20 protein-coding genes are annotated in these 23,675 nt (G+C 52.0%); 12 read left to right on the forward strand and 8 right to left on the reverse strand.

Features of this window, described 5'->3' with window-relative positions:
- Nucleotides 1-282 precede the first annotated feature (282 nt).
- Nucleotides 283-2,970, forward strand: a complete 2,688-nt coding sequence (acnA, locus tag ACETPC_RS01665) for an aconitate hydratase AcnA (protein ID WP_380178007.1) — start codon at nucleotides 283-285, stop codon at nucleotides 2,968-2,970.
- A gap of 201 nt (nucleotides 2,971-3,171) precedes the next feature.
- On the opposite strand, the gene ribA is transcribed toward acnA, so the two are convergent.
- Nucleotides 3,172-3,765, reverse strand: a complete 594-nt coding sequence (gene ribA / locus ACETPC_RS01670; protein WP_380178009.1) for a GTP cyclohydrolase II — start codon at nucleotides 3,763-3,765, stop codon at nucleotides 3,172-3,174.
- A 226-nt stretch (nucleotides 3,766-3,991) separates the two neighbouring features.
- Here ribA and pgpB point away from each other — a divergent pair, with 226 nt between their 5' ends.
- From pgpB to yciH, 5 genes are all read left to right on the forward strand, one after another.
- The gene (gene pgpB / locus ACETPC_RS01675; protein ID WP_380178011.1) at nucleotides 3,992-4,753 is read left to right on the forward strand and encodes a phosphatidylglycerophosphatase B; all 762 of its coding nucleotides are present in this window, start codon (nucleotides 3,992-3,994) and stop codon (nucleotides 4,751-4,753) included.
- Between the two features lie 134 nt (nucleotides 4,754-4,887).
- Complete coding sequence (locus ACETPC_RS01680) at nucleotides 4,888-5,187, forward strand: LapA family protein (protein ID WP_380178013.1); 300 nt, start codon at nucleotides 4,888-4,890, stop codon at nucleotides 5,185-5,187.
- 6 nt (nucleotides 5,188-5,193) lie between these two features.
- On the forward strand, nucleotides 5,194-6,363 hold the full coding sequence (lapB, locus tag ACETPC_RS01685) for a lipopolysaccharide assembly protein LapB (protein WP_380178015.1): 1,170 nt from the start codon (nucleotides 5,194-5,196) through the stop codon (nucleotides 6,361-6,363).
- A gap of 163 nt (nucleotides 6,364-6,526) precedes the next feature.
- Nucleotides 6,527-7,288: an orotidine-5'-phosphate decarboxylase gene (pyrF, locus tag ACETPC_RS01690; protein WP_380178834.1), complete on the forward strand. Its 762-nt coding sequence runs from the start codon at nucleotides 6,527-6,529 to the stop codon at nucleotides 7,286-7,288.
- The gene (gene yciH / locus ACETPC_RS01695) at nucleotides 7,288-7,614 is read left to right on the forward strand and encodes a stress response translation initiation inhibitor YciH (protein ID WP_380178017.1); all 327 of its coding nucleotides are present in this window, start codon (nucleotides 7,288-7,290) and stop codon (nucleotides 7,612-7,614) included. Before pyrF ends, yciH begins: the two co-directional genes overlap by 1 nt.
- 46 nt (nucleotides 7,615-7,660) lie before the next feature.
- Here yciH and osmB read toward each other — a convergent pair whose 3' ends face one another.
- Nucleotides 7,661-7,879, reverse strand: a complete 219-nt coding sequence (osmB, locus tag ACETPC_RS01700) for an osmotically-inducible lipoprotein OsmB (RefSeq protein ID WP_380178019.1) — start codon at nucleotides 7,877-7,879, stop codon at nucleotides 7,661-7,663.
- Between the two features lie 364 nt (nucleotides 7,880-8,243).
- Here osmB and ACETPC_RS01705 point away from each other — a divergent pair, with 364 nt between their 5' ends.
- The gene (locus tag ACETPC_RS01705; RefSeq protein WP_380178021.1) at nucleotides 8,244-8,945 is read left to right on the forward strand and encodes an L-ribulose-5-phosphate 4-epimerase; all 702 of its coding nucleotides are present in this window, start codon (nucleotides 8,244-8,246) and stop codon (nucleotides 8,943-8,945) included.
- 197 nt (nucleotides 8,946-9,142) lie between these two features.
- A complete protein-coding gene (locus ACETPC_RS01710; RefSeq protein ID WP_380178023.1) occupies nucleotides 9,143-10,012 on the forward strand; it encodes a crotonase/enoyl-CoA hydratase family protein in 870 nt (289 codons plus the stop codon).
- Here the strand turns inward: ACETPC_RS01710 and pdeR are convergent.
- The 3 genes from pdeR to ACETPC_RS01725 all read right to left on the reverse strand — a co-directional run bounded on the left by pdeR (nucleotide 10,009) and on the right by ACETPC_RS01725 (nucleotide 14,502).
- A complete protein-coding gene (pdeR, locus tag ACETPC_RS01715; protein ID WP_380178025.1) occupies nucleotides 10,009-11,994 on the reverse strand; it encodes a cyclic di-GMP phosphodiesterase in 1,986 nt (661 codons plus the stop codon). The two genes, ACETPC_RS01710 and pdeR, sit on opposite strands and share 4 nt — an antisense overlap.
- Before the next feature lie 158 nt (nucleotides 11,995-12,152).
- Entirely contained in the window at nucleotides 12,153-12,443 is a 291-nt protein-coding gene (locus ACETPC_RS01720; RefSeq protein ID WP_380178027.1) for a YbdD/YjiX family protein, read from the reverse strand.
- On the reverse strand, nucleotides 12,436-14,502 hold the full coding sequence (locus ACETPC_RS01725) for a carbon starvation CstA family protein (protein WP_380178029.1): 2,067 nt from the start codon (nucleotides 14,500-14,502) through the stop codon (nucleotides 12,436-12,438). The genes ACETPC_RS01720 and ACETPC_RS01725 overlap by 8 nt, the downstream gene beginning before the upstream one ends.
- A 631-nt stretch (nucleotides 14,503-15,133) precedes the next feature.
- Between ACETPC_RS01725 and ACETPC_RS01730 the strand changes: the two genes are divergently transcribed.
- Both ACETPC_RS01730 and ACETPC_RS01735 read left to right on the forward strand, forming a co-directional pair.
- Entirely contained in the window at nucleotides 15,134-16,096 is a 963-nt protein-coding gene (locus tag ACETPC_RS01730; RefSeq protein WP_380178031.1) for a hypothetical protein, read from the forward strand.
- Nucleotides 16,096-16,683, forward strand: coding sequence for a hypothetical protein (locus ACETPC_RS01735; RefSeq protein ID WP_380178033.1), 588 nt, complete (start codon nucleotides 16,096-16,098; stop codon nucleotides 16,681-16,683). Before ACETPC_RS01730 ends, ACETPC_RS01735 begins: the two co-directional genes overlap by 1 nt.
- Nucleotides 16,684-17,041: 358 nt before the next feature.
- On the opposite strand, the gene ACETPC_RS01740 is transcribed toward ACETPC_RS01735, so the two are convergent.
- Complete coding sequence (locus ACETPC_RS01740) at nucleotides 17,042-17,587, reverse strand: RNA 2'-phosphotransferase (RefSeq protein ID WP_380178035.1); 546 nt, start codon at nucleotides 17,585-17,587, stop codon at nucleotides 17,042-17,044.
- Between the two features lie 155 nt (nucleotides 17,588-17,742).
- Nucleotides 17,743-17,904, reverse strand: coding sequence for a hypothetical protein (locus tag ACETPC_RS01745; protein WP_380178036.1), 162 nt, complete (start codon nucleotides 17,902-17,904; stop codon nucleotides 17,743-17,745).
- 363 nt (nucleotides 17,905-18,267) lie between these two features.
- Here ACETPC_RS01745 and ACETPC_RS01750 point away from each other — a divergent pair, with 363 nt between their 5' ends.
- Nucleotides 18,268-19,332 carry a mechanosensitive ion channel family protein gene (locus ACETPC_RS01750; RefSeq protein WP_380178038.1) on the forward strand — a complete coding sequence of 355 codons (1,065 nt, stop codon included), beginning with the start codon at nucleotides 18,268-18,270 and terminating at the stop codon, nucleotides 19,330-19,332.
- Nucleotides 19,333-19,631: 299 nt separating this feature from the next.
- Here the strand turns inward: ACETPC_RS01750 and ACETPC_RS01755 are convergent, their stop codons facing one another.
- The gene (locus ACETPC_RS01755; protein ID WP_380178040.1) at nucleotides 19,632-21,566 is read right to left on the reverse strand and encodes an exoribonuclease II; all 1,935 of its coding nucleotides are present in this window, start codon (nucleotides 21,564-21,566) and stop codon (nucleotides 19,632-19,634) included.
- Between the two features lie 1,258 nt (nucleotides 21,567-22,824).
- Here ACETPC_RS01755 and ACETPC_RS01760 point away from each other — a divergent pair.
- Nucleotides 22,825-23,616 (forward strand): hypothetical protein, encoded by a 792-nt coding sequence (locus ACETPC_RS01760; RefSeq protein WP_380178042.1) that lies wholly within the window; start codon nucleotides 22,825-22,827, stop codon nucleotides 23,614-23,616.
- The last annotated feature ends 59 nt before the right edge of the window (nucleotides 23,617-23,675 follow it).

Raw genomic sequence — 23,675 nt, forward strand, 5'->3', positions numbered from 1 at the left:
CCTGAGAGAGGGCGAGAATGAATTTAACTCAAATGACGTGGTTCAGTGCCTGGACGTTTTCAGCCTTATTCTGGGCCAGTCTTCTCTGGATTGGCATGGTAATGCACTAAGAGTGCATACAAATTAACAACGCCTCGCTGAGCAATCAGCGGGGCGTTTTTTATTGGGCGCTACCCGCGACAACAGGTTCGATGTTATCAAAACGTTACGCTTACTTTGTACTATCTTTAAATCAAACCCTGCACTTACTCAGGTTATGAAAAGATAAACAAAGGAGGAGTCATGTCGTCTACCCTACGAGACATAACAAAAGACGCGCTGGAAGTAAAAGGTCAACGTTATCACTATTACAGCCTGCCTAAAGCTGCCGAACAGCTTGGCGATCTCTCCCGCCTGCCTAAATCCCTGAAAGTTCTGCTTGAAAACCTGCTGCGCTGGCAGGATGGCGATTCTGTCACCGCTGAAGATATCAGCGCGCTGGCCGGCTGGCTTAAGCAGGCGCACGCCGATCGCGAGATTGCCTATCGGCCAGCCCGCGTATTGATGCAGGATTTTACCGGCGTGCCAGCCGTAGTGGATTTGGCCGCCATGCGCGAAGCCGTGAAGCGACTGGGGGGCGATGTAGCTAAAGTTAATCCACTTTCTCCGGTGGATTTAGTTATCGACCACTCCGTTACCGTTGACCGTTTCGGCGATGATGACGCCTTCGAAGAAAATGTGCGGCTGGAAATGGAGCGCAACCACGAACGCTATGTATTTCTGCGCTGGGGACAAAAAGCATTTAATAAATTCAGCGTGGTGCCGCCTGGCACCGGCATCTGTCATCAGGTTAACCTGGAATACCTGGGCCAGGCCGTCTGGCATGAAAATCTGGACGGCGAAGAGATTGCTTATCCTGATACGCTGGTCGGTACGGACTCACATACCACTATGATTAACGCCCTGGGCGTGCTGGGATGGGGCGTAGGCGGCATCGAAGCCGAAGCGGCTATGCTGGGCCAGCCGGTTTCCATGCTGATCCCGGACGTGGTCGGTTTCAAGCTAACCGGCAAGCTTAATCCCGGCATTACCGCTACGGATTTGGTACTGACCGTTACCCAAATGCTGCGCAAACACGGTGTGGTAGGTAAATTTGTCGAATTTTATGGCGATGGTCTGGACGATTTGCCGCTGGCCGACCGCGCAACTATTGCCAATATGGCGCCGGAATATGGTGCAACCTGCGGCTTCTTTCCACTGGATGAAGTGACTGTAGGCTATATGAAACTCACCGGTCGCAGCACTGAGCAGGTAGCCCTGGTGGAAGCCTACGCCAAAGCGCAGGGGTTGTGGCGCAATCCTGGCGATGAGCCTGTTTTCACCAGTTCACTGGCGCTGGATATGGGCACCGTCGAGGCCAGCGTGGCGGGCCCAAAACGTCCCCAGGATCGCGTGTCGCTGGACGAAGTGCCACAGGCCTTCCAGGCCAGTAACGAGCTCGAAGTCAATCAGGCGCAGAAGCAGCATAAACCGGTCAGCTATAGTGACAGTGCAACAGGGCAGGAACATGAGTTAGAGGATGGTGCGGTAGTGATTTCCGCTATTACTTCCTGTACCAACACCTCTAATGCCAGCATATTAATGGCGGCGGGCCTGCTGGCGAAGAACGCAGTAACGCTTGGGCTGGATCGCAAGCCGTGGGTGAAAGCCTCGCTGGCTCCGGGCTCAAAAGTGGTTTCCGATTATCTGGCTGCGGCGCGGCTGACGCCTTATCTCGACAAACTGGGTTTTAACCTGGTCGGCTATGGCTGCACGACCTGCATCGGTAACTCCGGGCCGCTGCCGGATGAAATCGAAGGCGCAATCAAAAAGGGCGATCTGACCGTAGGCGCAGTACTGTCCGGCAACCGCAACTTTGAAGGCCGTATCCATCCTTATGTTAAAACCAACTGGCTGGCCTCGCCGCCGCTGGTGGTAGCCTATGCGCTGGCTGGTAATATGAATATCAATCTGGCGACGGATCCGCTTGGTAACGATAAAACAGGCAAACCCGTATACCTGAAAGATATCTGGCCATCGCCGGAAGCGATAGCGGAAGCAGTCCAGCTGGTTTCCACCGATATGTTCCATAAAGAGTATGCGGAGGTTTTCGAAGGCACGCCGGACTGGCAGGCAATCAGCGTCAGCGAAGCCGCTACCTACGACTGGGACGAGGGGTCTACCTATATCCGCCTTTCGCCGTTCTTTGATGATATGGAAAAAGAACCTAAGCCGGTTGTCGATATCAAAGGCGCCAGGGTTCTGGCGATGCTTGGCGATTCGGTGACCACTGACCATATCTCGCCAGCGGGCAGCATTAAAGCGGAAAGCCCAGCGGGGCGCTATCTGCTTTCTCACGGCGTAGAGCGAGGGGACTTTAACTCCTATGGATCGCGTCGCGGCAACCATGAAGTAATGATGCGCGGCACCTTCGCCAATATCCGTATCCGTAATGAGATGGTGCCGGGCGTGGAAGGCGGCATTACTCGCTTTGTGCCGGGCGATGAGCAGCTGGCTATCTATGATGCAGCTATGAAGTATCAGCAGCAGGGCACACCGCTGGCGGTGATCGCGGGCAAGGAATATGGCTCAGGATCCAGCCGCGACTGGGCGGCAAAAGGCCCAAGGCTGCTTGGCGTACGGGTCGTAATTGCCGAATCATTCGAGCGTATTCACCGCTCAAATCTGATCGGCATGGGCATTCTGCCGCTGGAATTCCCGCAGGGCGTGACGCGTAAAACGTTGGAACTGACCGGCGATGAGTTAATTGATGTAGAAAATTTAAATCAGCTGAAACCCGGCGGCACGGTGCAGGTAACCTTAACGCGCGTGGACGGTAGTCAGGTTGTATTGCAAACGCGCTGCCGTATCGATACGGGCAATGAGCTGACCTACTACCGCAACGACGGCATCCTGCACTATGTGATCCGTAATATGCTGGTGACAAGCTAGCCGAACACTGCTTCTGATTATTGTTCTTACAATGCCCCTTTCAGGGGCATTGTGCTATTGGTTGCTTTTCTAAGCTGCCTGTACGGCAGTGCGCTTTAAGCGGTAGAGAATGCGGGAGCGCTGGCGTGCTGCGGCGGTTCGGCATCGTGCTGATGTAGAAACTGAAAGCAAAAACGGGACGCTAAGTCCCGTTTATCCTGCTTACTCTTTCGACAGCAGATGGCCCATTTTCTCGGCCTTGGTATCCAGATAGTGCGCGTTTTCCGGATTACGGCCCACGATCAGCGGCACGCGCTCCACGATATTAATCCCCGCTTCGCTGAGGATCTCTACCTTACGCGGATTATTGGTTAACAAACGCACTTCGTTAACGCCCAGCAGCTTAAACATATCGGCACACAGCGTGAAGTCTCGCTCATCGGCGGCGAAACCAAGCTGATGGTTAGCCTCTACCGTATCAAAGCCCTTATCCTGCAGCGCATAGGCGCGGATTTTGTTCAGCAGGCCGATATTGCGGCCTTCCTGACGATGATAGAGCAGCACGCCGCGCCCTTCCTCGGCAATATGATTCAGCGCGGCTTCCAGCTGAAAGCCGCAGTCACAGCGCAGGCTGAACAGGGCATCGCCCGTCAGGCACTCCGAATGCACGCGCGCCAGCACCGCTTCGCTGTCCGTAATATCACCATAAACCAGCGCCACGTGGTCGTGACCGGTCGCGATTTCTTCAAAACCAACCATAAGGAAATCTCCCCATGGCGTGGGCAGTTTGGCTTCTGCTACCCGTTTAAGCTGCATGTGACTCTCCAGATACATCAGGGGCTGCGCTGGTTATTGCGCCGTCAGCAAGCTGACACCATTTAATCCAGCCATTTTGCCACAATTGGGCTGCGGACGGTTAACCTCTTCGAGCGATTGTTTTAATACCGCACAATTAACGCCATCTCAATCAGTATGTTATTATTTTTTATCATGTTGTCATCAAAAAAACGTTAATAAGCCGCGCTGCGCGCCAGGGAGAGTCATGTTTGAGATAGTCAAACGCACCACAGTAGGTGCCTTGCTGCTGTTAATTATGCCCGTTGGCGTATTGCTTACCGGCTGGCGATGGCAGCCGGGCGAAACCGGTGTCGGTCATCAGCTACTGTTCTGGCTGACCGAAACCGTTACCAGTCCCTGGGGCACGCTGACCAGCGCTATTCTTTGCGCCTGGTTTCTCTGGTGCCTGCGCTATCGCCTTAAGCCAGCGCTAATTCTGTTACTGATTTTGATATCGGCGATCCTGCTCGGGCAATACACTAAATCCTTTATCAAAGATCAGGTTCGCGAGCCGCGCCCTTACGTACTGTGGCTGGAACAAAATCACGGGCTGAATGAACAACATTTTTACGAGCAGAGCCGCAAGCAGCGCAGCCTGATAGTACGCGAGGCGATAGCAGAAGATCCGCGTCTTCCGGACTGGCTGAAAGCGCACTGGGAATTTGAAACCGGCTATGCTTTCCCCTCCGGCCATACTATGTTTGCTGCTAGCTGGGCGCTGCTGGGCATAGGCTTGCTCTGGCCGCGTCGTCGCATCGTCACGCTAATCGTACTCACGGCCTGGGCTGTTGGCGTAATGGCCAGTCGCCTGGTGCTGGGCATGCACTGGCCGCGGGATCTGATTACTTCCACACTGATAAGCTGGCTGCTGGTGACCCTCGCGACCTGGCTGGTGCAGCGTTACAGCGGGCCGCTGACCGTGCCGCCGGAAGAAGAGCAGGAAATAAGCGAACGGCAGCAAGAGTGATTGCGTTGCCGCCGTTTGCCCCCATAACCTGAAGTTAGCGCGGGCATTTCATGCGGGCGAAGCGCATCAGGCAAGCAACAGGGCTATTTTTTTGGCATAATTCATCTGGTTATCACCAGACTACGGGACGGACTGTGAAATACTTGCTGATTTTTTTACTGGTTTTAGTGATCTTTATTGTCTCCATCACGCTCGGAGCGCATAACGATCAGGTTGTCACCTTTAACTACCTGCTGGCTCAGGGGCAATACCGCGTCTCAACGCTGCTGGCTACGCTGTTCGCCGCAGGCTTTTTGATCGGCTGGGCGATTTGCGGTCTGTTCTGGCTGCGTCTTCGCGTTGCGCTGGCTAACTCACAGCGTAAACTGAAACGTCTTCAGCAGCAGCTGGGACAGGCAGAAGAAGCGGCGGCTCCGCCTGCCGTCAAGGAATAACACTCTATGTTAGAACTGCTGTTTCTGTTGCTGCCCGTTGCCGCTGCCTATGGATGGTATATGGGACGCAGAAGCGCGCAGCAGGACAAACAACAGGAAGCGAGCCGCCTGTCGCGCGATTACGTTGCTGGCGTCAACTTCCTGCTTTCTAATCAGCAGGATAAAGCCGTCGATCTTTTCCTGGATATGCTGAAAGAAGACAGCGGCACGGTGGAGGCGCACCTGACGCTGGGCAACCTGTTTCGTTCCCGTGGCGAGGTCGATCGCGCAATTCGTATTCATCAGGCGCTGATGGAAAGCGCTTCGCTCACTTACGATCAGCGCCTGCTGGCCGTGCAGCAGTTAGGGCGGGACTACATGGCGGCCGGTTTTTATGACCGCGCAGAAGAGATGTTCAGCCAGCTTACCGACGAAACGGATTTTCGCGTCGGCGCGCTGCAGCAGCTGCTGCTGATCCACCAGGCAACCAGCGACTGGCCAAAAGCGATTGAAGTCGCTGAGCGGCTGGTCAAGCTGGGCAAAGAGAAGCAGCGCATGGAAATAGCACACTTCTACTGCGAGCTGGCGCTGCAGGCAATGGGCAGCGACGATCTGGATCGCGCTATGGGCCTGCTGAAAAAAGGCGAATCGGCAGACCGGCAGAGCGCCCGCGTCTCGATAATGATGGGCCGCATCCATATGGCGAAAGGCGACTACGCCAAAGCGGTCGGCTTTCTGCAACGGGTTATCGAGCAGGATAAAGAGCTGGTCAGCGAAACGCTGGAAATGCTCGAAACCTGCTACCAACAGCTGCAGCAGCCGGAAGCCTGGGCAAGTTACCTTAAGCGCTGCGTGGAAGAAAACACCGGCGCAGCGGCCGAGCTTTACCTTTCCGACGTTATAGAAAAAGACGAAGGAGGCGAGGTTGCGCAAATTTATATCAATCGCCAGCTACAGCGTCATCCAACCATGCGGGTTTTTCATCGGCTGATGGACTACCACCTGCATGAAGCGGAAGACGGCAGGGCTAAAGAGAGCCTGATGGTGCTGCGGGATATGGTTGGCGAGCAGATCCGCACCAAGCCGCGCTATCGCTGCCAGAAGTGCGGATTCACCGCGCACGCGCTCTACTGGCACTGTCCTTCCTGCCGCGCCTGGTCGTCAGTGAAGCCAATTCGCGGCCTTGACGGCCAATAACAAGAGTCCGGACTGCGTGGCAGCGCCGGATTTTTTTAAAGACCTCAATAGTTACAACATACTAATAAAGCAGTACTAAACCGGCGATTTCAGCGGCGGCTTAGCAGGAAAAAGAGAAACTCGCCGCTAAACTGTGAATTCAACCGTGTCGCAGGTAGAATGCTTGCCGTTTATCTCCTGCACCTTGCGGTGCGCTATTTCAGAGGGTTTTAACATGCAATCACCTCACGGCCCCCGGATCCTGGTGGCGCTGGACTACGCTAACCACGCCAGCGCCATGGCATTTGTCGACCGTATCGATCCGCGCAGCTGCCGCCTCAAGGTTGGCAAAGAGATGTTTACGCTGTTTGGCCCGCAGCTGGTGCGGGATCTGCAGCAGCGCGGCTTTGAGGTGTTTCTTGACCTGAAATTCCACGACATTCCGAATACCACTGCACATGCCGTAGCGGCGGCGGCGGATCTTGGCGTCTGGATGGTCAACGTTCATGCCAGCGGCGGAGCGCGTATGATGACTGCCGCTCGTGAAGCACTGTTGCCCTTTGGCAAAGATGCGCCGCTGCTGATCGCCGTTACCGTGCTGACCAGCATGGAAGCAGAAGATTTGCGCGGCATCGGCATCGAGCTGTCGCCTGCCGATCATGCGGAGCGCCTGGCGCGCCTGACGCAGCAGTGCGGCCTGAACGGCGTTGTTTGCTCCGCGCAGGAAGCGGCCCGCTTTAAGCAGGCGCTGGGCAGCGAGTTCAGGCTGGTGACGCCGGGCATCCGTCCGGAAGGCGCCGCCGCAGGCGATCAGCGCCGTATTATGACGCCACAACAGGCGCAGCAGGCAGGTGTTGACTATATGGTGATTGGCCGTCCTGTTACCCAGGCCGCCGATCCGGCAGCAGCGCTTAACAACATTCTCGCATCGTTACAGGAGGCGTAATGGCGGATAACAACAGCCGTTTGGTTTACTCCACCGAAACCGGGCGCATCGATGAACCTAAAGCGGCGCCGCAGAGGCCGAAAGGCGACGGCATCGTACGTATCCAGCGCCAGACCAGCGGCCGTAAAGGCAAGGGCGTCTGTCTGGTCACCGGCGTGGATCTTCCTGATGCGGAGCTGGAAAAGCTGGCGGCCGAGCTGAAGAAAAAATGCGGCTGCGGCGGCGCGGTGAAAGAGGGCGTGATTGAGATTCAGGGCGACAAGCGCGACCTGTTGAAAACGCTGCTGGAAGCTAAAGGCATGAAAGTTAAGCTGGCGGGCGGCTAAATACAAAAGGCCGCGTCTGGCGCGGCCTTATATTTCAGACTGCGGATTAGCGGCTAATCTGATGGCCGATAATACCGCCAACTGCGGCGCCGCCGACGGTGCCCAGACCGCTGCCGTCAGAAAGAATCGAGCCGCCGATAGCGCCCGCGCCCGCGCCGATGGCGGTATTGCGATCGCGTTTCGACCAGTGTGAGCATCCGCTCAACGAAAGCACCAGAGTGGCGGCCAGCAGGCCAGCGGTAATACGTTTAATTGTTACTGACATAGTCACTTCTCCATCATTGCTGCTGCAGGAATTACGTTATAAGTATAGTGACGAACCGGACTCACAGTCCGGATAGCGTCCATTTCTTAGCGGTTTATCTCACGAATTTGACACGGCGCTAGCGCGCTTTTGCCCGCCCGCTCGTGAAGCAATACTTACACATTTGTTAAGTTTCAGACTTATTTCTGTAAAGGTATTGCTGGCACGTATTCTAAGCATAGTCGATGCGCTTCACAGGTAAAAAATCTTAATTTCCTGCCGTTTCCGGCGCGACCCAGCTATTTTCTGCCACGCATCCAGCGATTGCCTCCATACCCGGATAGCAGGTCTGCGGGGACAATGGGGAAAAAGCGGGAGAAACCAAATGCTGGAACAATTGAAACAACAGGTGCTTGAAGCTAACCTGGCGCTGCCGCGCCACGGGCTGGTGGTCTTTACCTGGGGCAACGTAAGCGCCGTCGATCGGGAACAGAACCTGATGGTGATCAAACCCTCCGGCGTCAGTTACGAAGCAATGAAGCTGGAAGATATGGTGGTGGTCGATCTGCACAGCGGCGAGGTGCGGGAAGGTGCCATGCGGCCATCTTCGGATACTGACACGCATCGCGCGCTTTATCTTGCCTGGCCGGAAGTAGGTAGCATTGTCCATACGCACTCCCGTCATGCCACTATCTGGGCGCAGGCCGGAAAAGAGATCCCTGCCTGGGGTACCACGCATGCCGATGACTTCTATGGTGCCATTCCCTGTAGCCGCCAGATGACGGCGGAAGAAATAGGTTCCCGCTATGAGTGGGAAACAGGCCAGGTGATTATCGAAACTTTCCGGCAGAAGGATCTGGATCCGCTGGCGGTTCCTGCCGTGCTGGTCAACTCTCACGGCCCGTTTTGCTGGGGAAAAACGCCGGAAAAGGCCGTCCATGCCGCCGTGGTGCTGGAAGAAGTTGCCTGTATGGGCATTTATAGCCAGTTGTTAACTCCTTCGCTGCCCGCCATCCAGCAGCCGCTGCTGGACTGCCACTATCTGCGCAAACACGGCAGCAATGCCTGGTATGGTCAGACAAAGTAATTTAATCAGAAAAAATAACTTAATTTCTGCCTGAGTATCGCTGCCGTAAAAAGCAGCGATTAACTCCGCTTTTTTCATCTAAAAGAGCGGAAAAGGGTAAGAATTTATCTGTTAAATCAAACGAAAGTTCAGCCTTCTCGCACTCTGCATTACGCTTGTGGCGCGCTTAAGCGTACCTATAAACAGAGGATGAGAATATGACCGTAATTAATCAGACCACCTGCAGGCTGTTTAGCGAAGCTGGACAAACCACGCAACTCTCCGCTTATTACGAAGAGGGACGGCGTACCCTGTGGATGATGTTGCGGGCGCAGCCGCGACCTAGTTTCAATCACGAGTTGATTGAGGAGATCATGAACCTCAGCTATGCCGCGCAGCGTTCAGGTTTACCCATCGATTTCTGGGTTACAGGCTCGCTGGTGCCGACGATGTTTAACGCCGGTGGCGATTTGGGCTTCTTTGTAAACTGCATCAAAAACGGCCGTCGTGAAGCGCTGCGCGCCTATGCGCGCGCCTGCGTGGATTGCATCCATGCGGCGGCAAGAGGATTTGATACCGGCGCGGTGACGATTGCCATGATTGAAGGCAGCGCTTTGGGCGGCGGCTTCGAAGCCGCGCTGGCGCACCACTTTATCCTGGCGCAGGACACCGCTCGCATGGGCTTTCCGGAAATTGCTTTTAACCTCTTTCCGGGCATGGGCGGCTATTCACTGGTGGCCCGCCGTTCCGGCATGAAGCTGGCGGAAGAGCTGATTTGCGATGGCGAATCACATACCGCAGAATGGTTTGAAACGCGTGGGCTGGTGGATCGGCTGTTTCAGCCGGGCGATGGTTATCAAACCACCCGCACCTTTATCGATACCATGAAGCCCAAGCTTAACGGCGTCCGGGCGATGCTGAAAGCGCGCCAGCGTGTACTCCAGCTGACGCGGGCGGAATTAATGGATATCACTGAAGACTGGGTGGATTTTGCTTTTTCTATCGAGCCAAAGGACATTGCCTATATGGAAAGGCTGGTTCAGCTGCAGAATCGCCACAGTGCGCAGGTAATGCGCAAGGCCGGTTAAGCCCCGGCATAGCGTTTTGCCAGCCACTGCTCCAGTTCTGCTGCGGGCATAGGCCTGGCGTATAAAAACCCCTGGCGGGCGTCTACATCGCTCGCCAGAATAAATTCCTCTTCTTCCGGCGTTTCTATTCCTTCGGCAATAACTCGCAGGTTCAACGCTTTAGCTACAGCGACAATAGCACGCACCAGCGACTGCGACACCGGCTGCCTGTTAACGCCGCGAATAAAGCTCTGATCCAGTTTGATAGCGTTAATCGGCACGCGCGCCAGCTGCGAAAGCGAAGAGTAGCCGGTGCCGAAATCATCCAGATGCACTTCCGCGCCCAGCTGCTGAAACTGCTTCATCAGCGCCAGCGCCTGCTCTTCGTTTTCGATCAGACAGCTTTCGGTCAGTTCGATATCAATCGGGCAGCGCGCCATCTTCGCCTTACCCAGCGCGCGTTTTAAATCAAGATAAATGCTCTCATCTATTAGCTGACGTGGCGATACGTTGACCGCCACGCGAAGATTGATGCCTTTTTCGCGCCATGCCGCTATCTGCGCAAGGGCGGTCAGCATCACCCAGCGGCCAAGCGGCACGATCAGCCCTGATTCTTCGGCATAGGCGATAAAATCCGCCGGCGAGATCAGCCCGCGTTCCGGTGAAACCCAGCGCACCAGCGCCTCCACGCTGTGCACCTCGCCAGCCTTATTGAGTTTTGGCTGATAGTGAATAATCAGCTGATCCTGCTCCAGCGCCTTGCGCAGGTTGGTATCCAGCCACAAATATTCGAACACGCGCTGGTTCATTTCGGCGGCGAAAACGCAATACTTACCGCGCCCGTTTTCTTTTGCCGTATACATTGCCGTATCGGCGTTACGGATCAGGCTCTCCCGATCTTCGCCGTGCTGCGGACTTAGCGCGATGCCGATAGAGCAGCCGGAATAAACCTCGATCAGGCCAATCCTGAAAGGCTGTTTGAGCTGGCTCAGGATACGCTTAGCCATCGCCTCCAGCTTTTCCTGCGTGGTATCGACGGCCAGCACCAGAAACTCGTCGCCGCCCAGCCGGGCCAGCGTCTGATCTTTGCCAAGGCAGCTTAAAATCGCCAGCGACACGGCTTTTAACAGCTGATCGCCAAACATATGCCCATAGGCGTCGTTAACCTTTTTGAAATTATCCAGATCGAGATAAACGATGCCGATTTGCTGCTTCACTTCCTCTGCCAGCGCCTCGGCGATGGCGTTATTGATCGCATTGCGGTTTGGCAGGCCGGTAATATTGTCGGTATTCGCCAGCACGCGCAGCCGCTCCTGAGCGCGCCGCTCTTCGGTGATATCGGTACCGGAGCAGATTAAATAGATCTCATTTTTGCCGCTGCCGCTGTGCACGAACTTATTGCGGAACAGAAACAGCCGCTGGCCCTGACGGGTTTTTACCCAGCGTTCGACTTCATAGGAGCTGCCGTCACGGAAAAAGCCGCTGATATTACGCCGTGACGAGGCCGCCTCCTGCCTGGTCATAAACAGCTGGAAGACGTTGCGGCCAATCACTTCCTGCTCTTTCAGCCCGGTGTACTCTTCGCTTTTCCGGTTAAAACGCTGAATATTGCCGCGCTGGTCGAGAATAACGATAACTGAATTGGCTTCCGAAACCACCTGCTCGGCAAAAGAGAGGCCCAGTGCCAGATCGCGCGCCACGCTTTCCGTATCGCCCCATGCGGATGCGCTGCCGGCCCATTCGGTCTGATTAACGCGACGGCCAACCAGATGCATAGGAATAGCCTCGCCATACAGCGATACCGTCAGATTGACGCTGGAGGTGATCACCGTCATGGCTCGCAGCAGATTAGCCTGAGAAGGCGTTAAGGGAATGACCACGTGCGTAGCCGCCGATTCATCCTCAGCAAACAACAGCGCATCGCTGTCGGCTTTTAAACGCCAATGAGGGCTGTTAGTACCAAACCAGGTATAAAGTAATGATTGCCCTTGCTCATCGGTCATCAGATTTCTCCCTGGAGGATGCAATGCAGGCTGTATCTTCTTATTTTAGCAACAGTATTCGGCAAACAGCATAATCTCAAGCGCAATGTTTAAGATATTTTTTCTGACGGAAATTAACGGTGGCGAAAAAAGCCCCGATCTGACGATCGGGGCCGGAATCAGCAGGGGCATTTTCCCACTTTTCCCGCGACGGAGGGAAAGCGGGCGTCGAGACAGTAACGATGAAATTCCTTTTCAGTCATAGGTTTGAGGTGAGGGTGGCGCGATTGCATATGGCGCAGGTAGTTTTGATAATCCTGCACGCCCACCATCAGACGAAAACACTGTGCCAGCCGCGACATTAGCAATGGTAACGTTAATCTCTTTTTAGTGACGATTGTGGGAGATGGCCCACAGCGCAGCACCCGGAACGCGTTCCTTTTAGGATGAGAAAAAACGGCTTTACCCATGGCGCGCCTCGCTTCGCAGAGATAGTTCGGCCTCGCGTACCGTGGGTTCTGTGCTATTCAGCGCACGGCGGATAACGAAAAATGCTGCAATCAGCATGGTCACCGCAACCAGCATAAAAAAGGCGCAGAGCGCGGCATTGATTTGATTGCTGAACACTATGGTCTGCATATCCGCTACAGTTTTGGCTGGCGCGATAATGACGCCGTTCTCAATACCTTGCGAAAACCTTTTGGCCTGGGCAAGGAAGCCAATAGCGGGCTTTTCATGAAAGATCTTTTGCCAGCCTGCATACATCGAAGTAATAAAAAGCCAGACGGTAGGTAAAATTGTCACCCAGGCGTAGCGCTGCTTTTTCATCTTGAATAACACTACGGTGCCAAGGATTAACGCCATTGAGGCCAGCATCTGATTACCGATACCGAACAGCGGCCACAGCGTATTAATACCGCCAAGAGGGTCGACCACGCCCTGGTAAACAAAGAAACCCCAGCCCGCAACCGCAACGGCGGTGCCAGCCATATTGCCGAGCCAGGAACGGTTATTCGCCAGCGAGGGAACCAGGGTGCCGATCAGATCCTGCACCATAAAGCGGCAGGCGCGAGTGCCCGCATCCACCGCAGTCAGAATAAACAGCGCTTCGAACAAAATGGCGAAGTGATACCAGAATGCCATCATGGCGCGGCTGTTAAATACCTCAGTAATAATATGCGCCATGCCCACGGCAAAAGTAGGCGCGCCGCCCGCACGGGAAAGAATAGTGCTCTCGCCCACGTCTCTGGCTATGCCGCTCAACATTTCCGGCGTAAGTACGAAGCCCCAGCCATTAATAGCCTGCGAGGCTGACTCAACGGTAGTCCCGATCAGCGCGGCGGGCGAATTCATGGCAAAGTAAACGCCGGGATCGATTACCGAAGCACAAATCAGCGCCATAATGGCGACGAAGGATTCCATCAGCATGGCGCCGTAGCCAATCATGCGAATATGGCTCTCACGTTCAACCAGCTTAGGCGTGGTGCCGCTGGAGACCAGCGCGTGAAAACCTGAAATAGCGCCGCAGGCGATAGTGATAAACAGAAAAGGAAACAGGCTGCCGGCGAAAACCGGGCCGCTGCCGTCGATAAAGCGGGTCACGGCGGGCATTTTCATCTCTGGCATGGCGAACAGAATGCCCACGGCCAGCCCGACGATTACGCCGATCTTCAGAAAAGTAGAGAGGTAATCACGCGGTGCCAGCAGCAGCCAGACGGGCAGCGCCGAGGCCACAAAGCCATAAACCACCAGCACCAAAGTGAGCGTAGTGCCTTTAAGAGTGAAAAACGGTCCCCAAAATGGATGCTGAGCGATATCACCGCCATAAATGATGGCCGCCATCATCAGCACGAACCCAATCACCGAAACTTCCGCGATTTTACCTGGCCGTAGAAAGCGCATATAGATGCCCATAAACAGCGCAATAGGGATGGTCGCGGCAATGGTAAAAAGCCCCCATGGGCTATTAGTCAGTGCCTTAACCACCACCAGCGCCAGCGCGGAAAGGATAATGATCATTACGCCCAGCGCGCCAAGCATGGTCACAACGCCAGCGAAGGCACCGAGCTCTTGCTTCGCCATCTCACCAAGCGAACGGCCATCGCGGCGGGTGGAGATAAAAAGGATCAGAAAATCCTGCACTGCGCCAGCCAGCATAACGCCGATTAAAATCCACAGCGTGCCGGGCAAAAAGCCCATCTGCGCCGCGAGGATTGGGCCAACCAGCGGCCCGGCACCGGCGATGGCGGCAAAGTGATGACCAAACAGCACCCATTTATTGGTAGGGACATAGTCCAGCCCGTCGTTAAGTCTTTCCGCGGGCGTCAGACGACGATCGTCAAGCTCAAATACATTTTTGGCAATAAAGCGGCTGTAAAACCGCCAGGCGATGCTGTAACAGGCGACGGCGGCAACCACCAGCCAGAGCGCGTTGACCTGCTCGCCGCGATTGAGCGCCAGCATAGCGAAAGCGCCCGCGCCAGCTATCGCCACGCCGACCCAGATCACCGCCGATTTGACATTGTTCATCACAAAACTCCTTGTTATCTCCCAGAGAGGTAAAGCTAAAGTAATGTTGATATTTCGTTAGTGAAAGCAATGCAGCAGAGAAGTGTGAGGCGGGCGGTTTTTTCGGCGCGGCTGATTGCGTCCCAGTGATAGAATCTACTAAAGCTCGCTGGCTAAAGGGAAACTCAAATTTCAGAATGATTTATCAGCCGGTTTACTCGGCATTTGTGAATTACGTTGAACGAGTGTGGCTGGTTCTTTGTAAACAGCCCACTTTCCATGCAGCCTCTGCCACATTATGTTCAGGTAACTTTTCTCTTGCGTACAATCCTGACAGACACAAAAAATCGCTATGGGCGGTAGCCAACCTTAACTGCATTTACGAAGCGGGTATTATTAAATGACAGCAGTTCTTGAAGAGTAAGCCTAACTATAGGTACACTTTTAAGCGACACCAGGCTACTGAACTCGTTTTAGCCCATTGTCACTGTTCAAAAATTTGCAGGTTTCTGAACCTTCGAAAAAACCACGTTGCCGGGTGGTTTTTGCCTTTACAGGGTAGCAAATTATGTCCTGATCTTTTATATCTCAAGAAGAAATGGCTACGTTGCTAAACCGATCTTGATAACTCCAGAATCACAAGGAATACTCTATGGCTGTATCTGGGATAAATTCTGAAAAAAACTTGCCGAGCTATGATTTTGCGAGAATGACAGGTTACGGAGCAGCAGACTTTGATTTTAAAGCGCTCAGCGCTGCTATGGACTGTAACCGCAATTTTTATCAAGCGGGTATTATCTATTCTGAAGGCTCCCGGCGTTATCTGGTAAGACCCAGCCAACGACATCCAAATGGACAAAGCGGTATCGTAACGCATGTAATCGTAACTAAAACAGCTCCACAACTTTCAACATACAGAGCCGGCAAAGCCCTGACTGAAGCAGTGGCCTTCAGCTCGATGGGGACTGAAATTGCTTCTACAGTACTCTCATGTGGTGCCATGATTATTACCGGAGCTGTTATCGTTGCAGGCTCTGCAGCAACACCGCTTACCGCAGGAGGCAGTAGTGCATTGGTTGCTATCGGATATGCCGGAACCGTCGCTACCGGTTTTCAATGTATTAACGGCTTATACCGTATCTATGATTTAATCGAAAACGGCGGTGACAATGTTGCATGGCTTGACTCCCAGGAGTGGTACATTGCCACCTCTACCTCGTTAGATGTCATTTCTCTAATCAGCGCAGGTGGGGCTTTAAAAGAAGCTATAATCACCTGGCGAGCGATGAAATCCGTATCATCCTTAAAAGCGTTAGAGTGGTTGAAAAGTTACCCCCGGCAGGATCGTGCAAGATTGACTGAGTTGATTATCCGCGCACAAAACCCTGGTATCAGTAATAAAGAAATCAAAGCTGTAATTCGCGCCGGTCTCTACCCCAAACGCTTCCCAACCGCACCGATACAGATAGAGATAACCCGGCAAATTGGGCAAGTCGTCACCAGCGCTGCGGCACTAGCTGGAAGCGCAGTTAGTGGTGTGATTGCTGCGCCAGGAAACATTCCGCGTACTGGTAAATACGTCGTTGGCACTATTCAGTCACTGGCGGTGTTCTGATGCAATTTTTGTCGCTGCTAACCGGCAGTATTTTTTATGAGTTACTACAGCATGGCCGGGAAACCGAAAGCGCTATTGAGCGCAACGACACCGGTCTGCTTAATCACTTTACACCTGAACCAGAGCGCTATTTTTCCCCTCAGCCCGGTGAGCATCTCCGGCAGAACGCTCTTCCAGTAGCGGCATTGCTCCCATTATTTGTGATAGCTTTTGCTTTTAACCTGCTTCCCTTCCTTCATGCTCTTCCCGGCCTATCGCCGCAGCTTCATGCATTGAGCTTTTTTGTGCCGTCACTGATGATGCTCGTCGCGCTAATAACAACAAGCGTACTTCTGGCTCGTGGTTTTACCAGAGGACTGACTGGATTCTTATATCTGTTCCTGATTCTGTTAGCGCTGACGGTATTACAGGGATTACATCAGCTGCTTGCTGGAACCGGAGGAGGGTGGCCCCTGGTAATTGCCGCCTTTGCAATACTGGGTTGCCGATTGCTGTTCAATAGCCGGGGATTTGTGCTGTTTACGATTTATTGCCGTACTCGACGTCTGACAACTGTAATGGCAAAAATACGCCAAAAAAACCATTAACTTCTTATCAATATGGTGCAAAGTTCTGGACTGTCTCGATATTTCCCCCCCTATTCATCTGCAATATACTCAATAGCCACGGTGAACAGCAATAGGATCCAGCAACCGTATGGCGCGTAGCGCTGGCAGGTCAAGGTCAAGCTGACGACACAATACGCTCTGGTGGCGTCAGGAAGACTGGAAAGCGTACAACGACGCATTCATCAATTCTGAAAGTTATCAGAAAACGCAGAAAGAGTTTGGTACCGGCAGCGCCATTCAGCAGGGTATGCAGGCGGCAACGGCGGCAGGACAGGGTTTACTGGCAGGTAATGTACAGGGCGCGGTTGCAGGAGCTTCAGCCCCTTATCTTGCAGGGCTAATCCATAAAGATAAACCGCCAGGGAACGGTATCGGTTAACCAGACCCCGTTATCGGCCTGATAAAACTTAAAGCCCTGTTCGTACATGTTCAGGGTTTTTATTTTTAATACTATCGGTTTACCATGACGTTGGCCTACCTGAACTGCTGTTTCTTCATCAGCTGAAAGATGTACATACTGGCGTGATAAAGGTATCAGACCTTGTTCCCGAATTGCAGACATAAAACGGGTGGCTGTTCCATGGTATAAATTGTCGGGAGGCGTTTTCTCTTCGTAGATGATATTAACTTGATTTGTTGAGTGTCCCTGAGCGGCCCGGATACGCAACCCATCTTCAGAAATCATAAAGCGTTTTTTATCACTGCTATCAACAATGTTACAAATAATATCATTGTTGAGTATATAGCCTTGCTGAGCGGAACAAAAAATAAGATCTTTTATAACAGCCCATCCCTCTTTATCTAAAAATAATCCAATGGCTTCTGGTTGATGACGCAATGTAAAACTTAAAAACTTGCTGATATCTTTATCTTTATTACTCATGATATTAGTCTCGAAAGAACCAGCCAGCTGGCTGGGGTATGTGCTTTATAACCAGCCAGTTATCCTGAAGAGACCACCACTCAACCCTTCCTGGCTGGCTCCTCTACGGCGTGGCGATGGCTTTGATAAACTCTACATCTGCTGCTTGCGTGAAGTCAGCTTCTTACAACCAGCGGCTGTCCAGCATGATAGCCAGTATCTAAAATGATTTCTTCATTATACCCAGTTTTAATCTTTAACGGACTAATTTTCATATAGACTTTTGTGCCAAAACCTGTGACCAGCAGTTGAACTGCCACGGTCGACAACAACACCATTCAGCATCCGTCTTACGCGCTGCATCGGCAGGTTAAGGTCAGTTTCAACAGCCAGATGCTGGTGGTTTTGAACCGGCGACCAGATGTCAGGGCATCATGCATAAAATAAACAGACCAGGTCTGCTTAAGCCGCTCCGTTACTGCTGGCGTAGCATACAGGCAGAAGCTGTCTGCCTTTCGGGCAGACCGAACCTCAAAAAATAAATGGTAAGGTTGCGCGTAATGACCACCATAAGGAGGCAAGCCTACTATAATTTTCATATACTAAAATGTTTATTCCAGAAAATAAGTCGGTAACCTGGAAAACAAGGGCTGCCGGTTTTTTGACAACCTGGCGTTGTTAGTTTAACAGAGGGGAAAATAATGCCATTGCTATTTGGTGAGTTATCTGGCTTTCCATCATGGGTGCCTGCTGTATTGCTCGTCACGCTCTCTCTCGCACTGGGTTTTTTACTGCGCTTTATGCTTCTCAGATTTATCCGATACTGGCAGGATCGGGACAGAAAACTGTTTAAATCACTTGAAAAACACCTTCATGGCTCAATGTTTCTTTTTATTCCTCTGCTGTTGATAAGGGCGGGGGTTAATTATGTCAATATTGAACCAGGATCCATTGATTTTATTACGAGTGCTGCGCATATCTTTATTATATTATCATTTTGTTCAGTTCTTATTCGACTAATTAATGTCGCGCAGGATATGCTGTTTATTCGTTATGACATTAACCTCTCCAATAACCTTCGTGCTCGTAAGATCCGCACCCAGATAATTTATGTAAAAAAAGTCGCTATCGTCATACTGGTGACATTATGTCTATCCCTAATCCTGCTCAGTTTCCCTGGCGTAAGGCAGTTCGGCACTACCATCCTCGCAGGGGCCGGGGTTGCCGGGATAATCATTGGCTTTGCCCTACAGAAATCGCTTGTTAACTTGTTTGCCGGCATTCAGATAGCCTTTACGCAACCGATTAAAATCGATGATGCTGTAGTCGTTGAAAAAGAATGGGGCTGGATCGAAGAGATAAACCTGACCTATGTGGTGGTACGTCTCTGGGATTTGCGCCGACTGGTCTTGCCCATTACCTATTTTACAGAAAACCCGTTTCAGAACTGGACGCGCAATAACGCCCAAATTTTAGGTTCTGTATTTCTTTATCTTGATTACTCAATGCCATTGGCGCCGCTCCGTGAGCACTTTGAAAAAGTACTCAGTGAGACCAGGCTTTGGGATCAGGAAACCCAGGTGCTTCAGGTTACCGATACTGACGATAAAACCATGACTATCCGATTATTGATGACGGCACAAAATTCGCCTACGGCCTGGGATCTGCGCTGCTATGTGCGGGAGAAAATGATTGAGTTTATTCAGCAAAATTATCCTCAAAGTCTGCCTCGTTTTAGAGCGACGCTGACCGATTCCGATAATTGATAGTCTGACAATAAACTGATGTGAAAGAGGATGAAAGGCCGTTACCGGTCGGGCAAACAGGGGAATTGTTCTCAGGAAGAGCAGGCGGGATCAAGCCCCCGCCTGAGGTTGATGACAAAGTATGCCGGTGCCGGCTCAGGAGGGCCTGTGTCTTCCGTAAAGACGCAAAAAAGCGCCGTCCGTGGCAGCTCAGTACGGGCCGTCCATGGCCCGTAATGCTTTACTCCAGTCACAGGCCCTCCATCGCTTCAGGTTCGTCAGCAATCTGAGGCGGGATCAAGCCCCCGCCTGTAAAGCCGTTAAGCGACCGGGCGAGCCACGATGCTGCGGGTTTCCATACGGACTTCCGCGATAGTGACCTCAATCAGATCGGTAACGCGATAAACTACCTCGCCTTTAATCTGCACCGAGCCGTTCTCCTGGCTGCAAACCAGCTCATCACGCACCGCGTGAATAAACGGCGCAGGAATAAAGGCCACGGCACCGTTCTCTGTCAGGCGCACGCGCATGCCGCCGCGGGAAACATCAATAATCTCCGCCGCAAAGCGGGTATCGGTGCCAGCTGATTTCTGCAGGAAGCGCGAATAGAGCCAGTCACCAACGTCGCGCTCCGCCATGCGGTTCAGACGGCGACGTTCGCTCATCTTCAACGTGATCTCATCCTGCGGACGCTCGGCCGCTTCGCCTTTGATCACCGCTTTCAGCAGGCGATGGTTAATCATATCGCCATACTTACGAATCGGTGACGTCCAGGTAGCATAGGCTTCCAGACCAAGACCAAAATGCGGACCTGGCTCGGTGCCGATTTCGGCAAAAGACTGGAAACGGCGAATACGGCTGTCCAGGAACTGGGTCGGCTGCGCGTCCAGTTCACGGCGCAGTACGCGGAAGCCTTCCAGCGTGGCGATGGCCTGTGGATCCGCTTCCACACCGTGATTTGCCAGCACGTTAGCAGCCTGTTCGGCATTTGCCGCATCAAAGCCGTGATGAAGGTTATAAATACCGAAGCCCAGCTTCTCGCGCAACACGGTAGCGGCGCAGATATTAGCCGCGATCATGGCTTCTTCCACAATACGGTTAGCGATGCGGCGATGTTCAGCGATGATATCCAGCACTTCGCCTTTTTCGCCTAACAGGAAGCGGAAGTCCGGGCGGTCTTTAAAGACCAGCGCGTGCGTCTGACGCCATTCAGCGCGGGACAGGCACAGCTTGTGCAGCAGGCGGATCTGCGTGGCGATTGCCTCGCTCTGCGGCTGCCAGTCGCCTTTCTCTTCCAGCCAGTCGGAAACCTGGTCGTAAACCAGTTTGGCTTTGGACTCGATCCAGGCGGCAAAGAAATGCATATCTTCGCCCAGCGTGCCGTCAGCAGCAACCGTTACGCGGCAGGCAAGTACCGGACGACGCTCGTCAGGGCGCAGCGAACAAAGATCGTCGGAAAGCTGGCGCGGCAGCATCGGGATATTAAAGCCCGGCAGATAGTTGGTAAAGGCTCGTCCGGCAGCAATGGCATCCAGCTCGCTGCCTGCCGCAACATAAGCGGTAGGATCGGCGATAGCGATAGTCAGCTGCAGCTTGTCTTCCGGCAGTTCCTCAACATAAAGCGCATCGTCCATATCTTCCGTGCTGGCGCTGTCGATGGTGACAAAATCCAGCGCGGTTAAATCTTCACGCTCAAGCTGCTCGTCCAGCATCTCGCCGGTCACGGCTTCCGGCGCTTCGCGCTCCAGATTATGACGTGAGAGCGTCACCCACCACGGCGCCAGATGATCTTCGCCGGTAGTGATAAATTCCGTTAGCTCTGCATAGAAGGTGCGATCGCCTTTCAGCGGATGGCGCTTCATCTCCGCCACGGCCCAGTCGCCGGCCTGGAAGTCATGTTTCAGATTGCGGTCAGGACGGCACTGAATGGCATCTTTCAGCAGAGGATGATCGGGTACGATAGAAAGACGGTCGTCTTTCTTCTGCACGCGGCCCACAAAACGAGTCAGGAAAGGCTCAACGAGTTTTTCCGGGTCGGCGACCTCACGGTCTTTATCGGTTTGCAGCACGGCAATAATGCGATCGCCGTGCATCACTTTTTTCATAAATGGCGGCGGAATAAAGTAGCTTTTTTGCGCATCAACTTCCAGAAAGCCGAAGCCTTTTTCGGTACCTTTTACCACACCTTCAACACGCGGCGTCTGGGAGTGGAGTTTCTCTTTGAGCTGCGCGAGCAGCGGGTTATCCTGGAACATAATCTCAACGTTTTCGTGGCCTAAGAGCGGCAGACAGTTTTACGCGATTAACCGCCGCGCGGCAAGTAAAAAGCCCGGCAAAACCTTAAGGAATCCCACCTGGCAGCGTAAAAAAGCAGCATGCCTGAGCGACATTTGCCAGGGGTTACTTTCAGCTCTTCCTTGCCGAACCGGTTACGGGCGACTAAGCCAGCGCAACAGGTTAAAAAATGCTGATAGTTCAGCTTGTCTGGTGACTCACTGAAGTAAAGAGGAATTTAATGCTGGTTATATAGCTTAAGGGGAGGCATCTAACCTTTGCGGCGGAAAAAATAAGCAGGAAACTAACAACTTTTTTAGGTATTACTCTGAGAAGAAGTAAATCACGCTGTTGAATAAAAGATTAAAGAAAGTGAAAAAACTGTACGGGTATTAATCAGGAACTGATGCTTTAAGTAGAAAAAATTAAAGGTTTCAGACAAAAAAAACGAAAAAAAACCGCAACTTAAAATCCGAAAAATGGGTTAGAGCTTATAAAGCATTGGTCTGGGTACGTTTGTGGCAGAAAAAGGCTGTCAGAATCGAGCTCAACAAATAAAAAATTGCTGAATGAACAAGGTGAGAGAAAAAAGACGTAAAATTCAAAAGATCGGCCAGGCTTCAGGTAGCTGACGGTCATAACAGCACGCATGAAAAAAAAATTATCTTTTACAATTATGAAAGTTTATAAAGGGATTGACTGTTTTGATTGAAAAAAGTAGAGCGCCGATAAGTCAGCGTGGACTTTACATAACATTGCACAAGCTAAATAAAATCTGGCGAAATCGAGGTGGATCTTAAGGGATAATAAATTTTCATGCTGCATAAACGGGCTAATGAGTCTTAAAGCCCACGACATACAGGTTTACTTTCTATGCAGCGAAAGCCCGATTATCGGCTCTTGATATTGCGGTATTGCCTCATCCCTTAAGGCCGGAACCTGAATTTTCATAATAATTCCATTAAGCCATCACTATTAAAATAAAAAACAGTATGACGGCTGCCGCCATAACAGTGGATGGAACAAAGTTTCGTAAAAAACGGGGAGGTAATTATTTTGTTAATATCAAGTAATTGCGAATGATTATTTCTTGATAATGAGTTAATTTTTTCTTGATTTTATGGATTTATTCAGAAAAAAGTAGAGGCTTCTTCTTAAGAAAGCGGACGTTTTTTGCAAGATTTATGGACTCAGGCGCTTCACTATGACTGAACAACCACCAAAATGAGGAGAACTAAAGTGTCTGTAGGCTCTTTTACACCCGTTAATTCAAAAATATTCAATCAGATTGAACAGTGTGCAATCAAGGCTCAGAACGCAGGAAAGGTTACCAAATCAAACCTGAAAAACCTGGTTCGAATCTGCAATAGTGCAGAAAAATTATCACTGCAGGAAGCTGTCGGAATTAAATCTCAATTTGGCAAACTGGCGGAGGTACTCAAAAAACAAGGTTCAAAAATAGAAGGAAAAAAATCGGCTATGCTCGATAAGGCCTTTTCATCGCTCAAAGAAAAATTGCCTGAGAATGCGCTTGAGAAAATGGATCAGACCAGAGTAGTTAAGAACGTAATAAAACACATAGGTGAAGACTTAAGTATCGCCGTCTCTGAGCTAAAAACGAAAATTGAAGATAAACTTAACCTGGCGGAGGATTTAATAGAGAAACTGCTCGATCGGAACTTAGGAGAAAAGGTTAAGGACTACCTTAGCAAGGTATCGCCTGCCTGTGCGGAAAAGAAATTCGGTCAGCTTCGGCACCAGCTGCAAGCGGCACCCGTTGCTAATAATAACGAAAAAATCACCAGGCCAGATTTAGGGGGGCATGAAGATCTTAGTAAGCTCATTAACAGCCTGATCAGGGACGAAGCAAGGCTACAAAAAGCTGAAAATATGCAAAATGAAAACTTAGAGCAGGCTATTGGATTAGAGAAGGATCGCTTCGGCAATATAGTACAACTTGATAAAGTTGCAGAACTTTTAGAAGGGGACAACAAACTCCTTAAACGTAGCCATATCAAAGTGGTCCGCTGAAATGAGTTTAGCCCGGCTCCATGCTTTTTTCCTGCCGATAAAAAGGAGCGCGCTCAGGC

Source organism: Pantoea sp. sgz302252 (genome assembly GCF_042610525.1).
Lineage (GTDB): Bacteria > Pseudomonadota > Gammaproteobacteria > Enterobacterales > Enterobacteriaceae > Erwinia.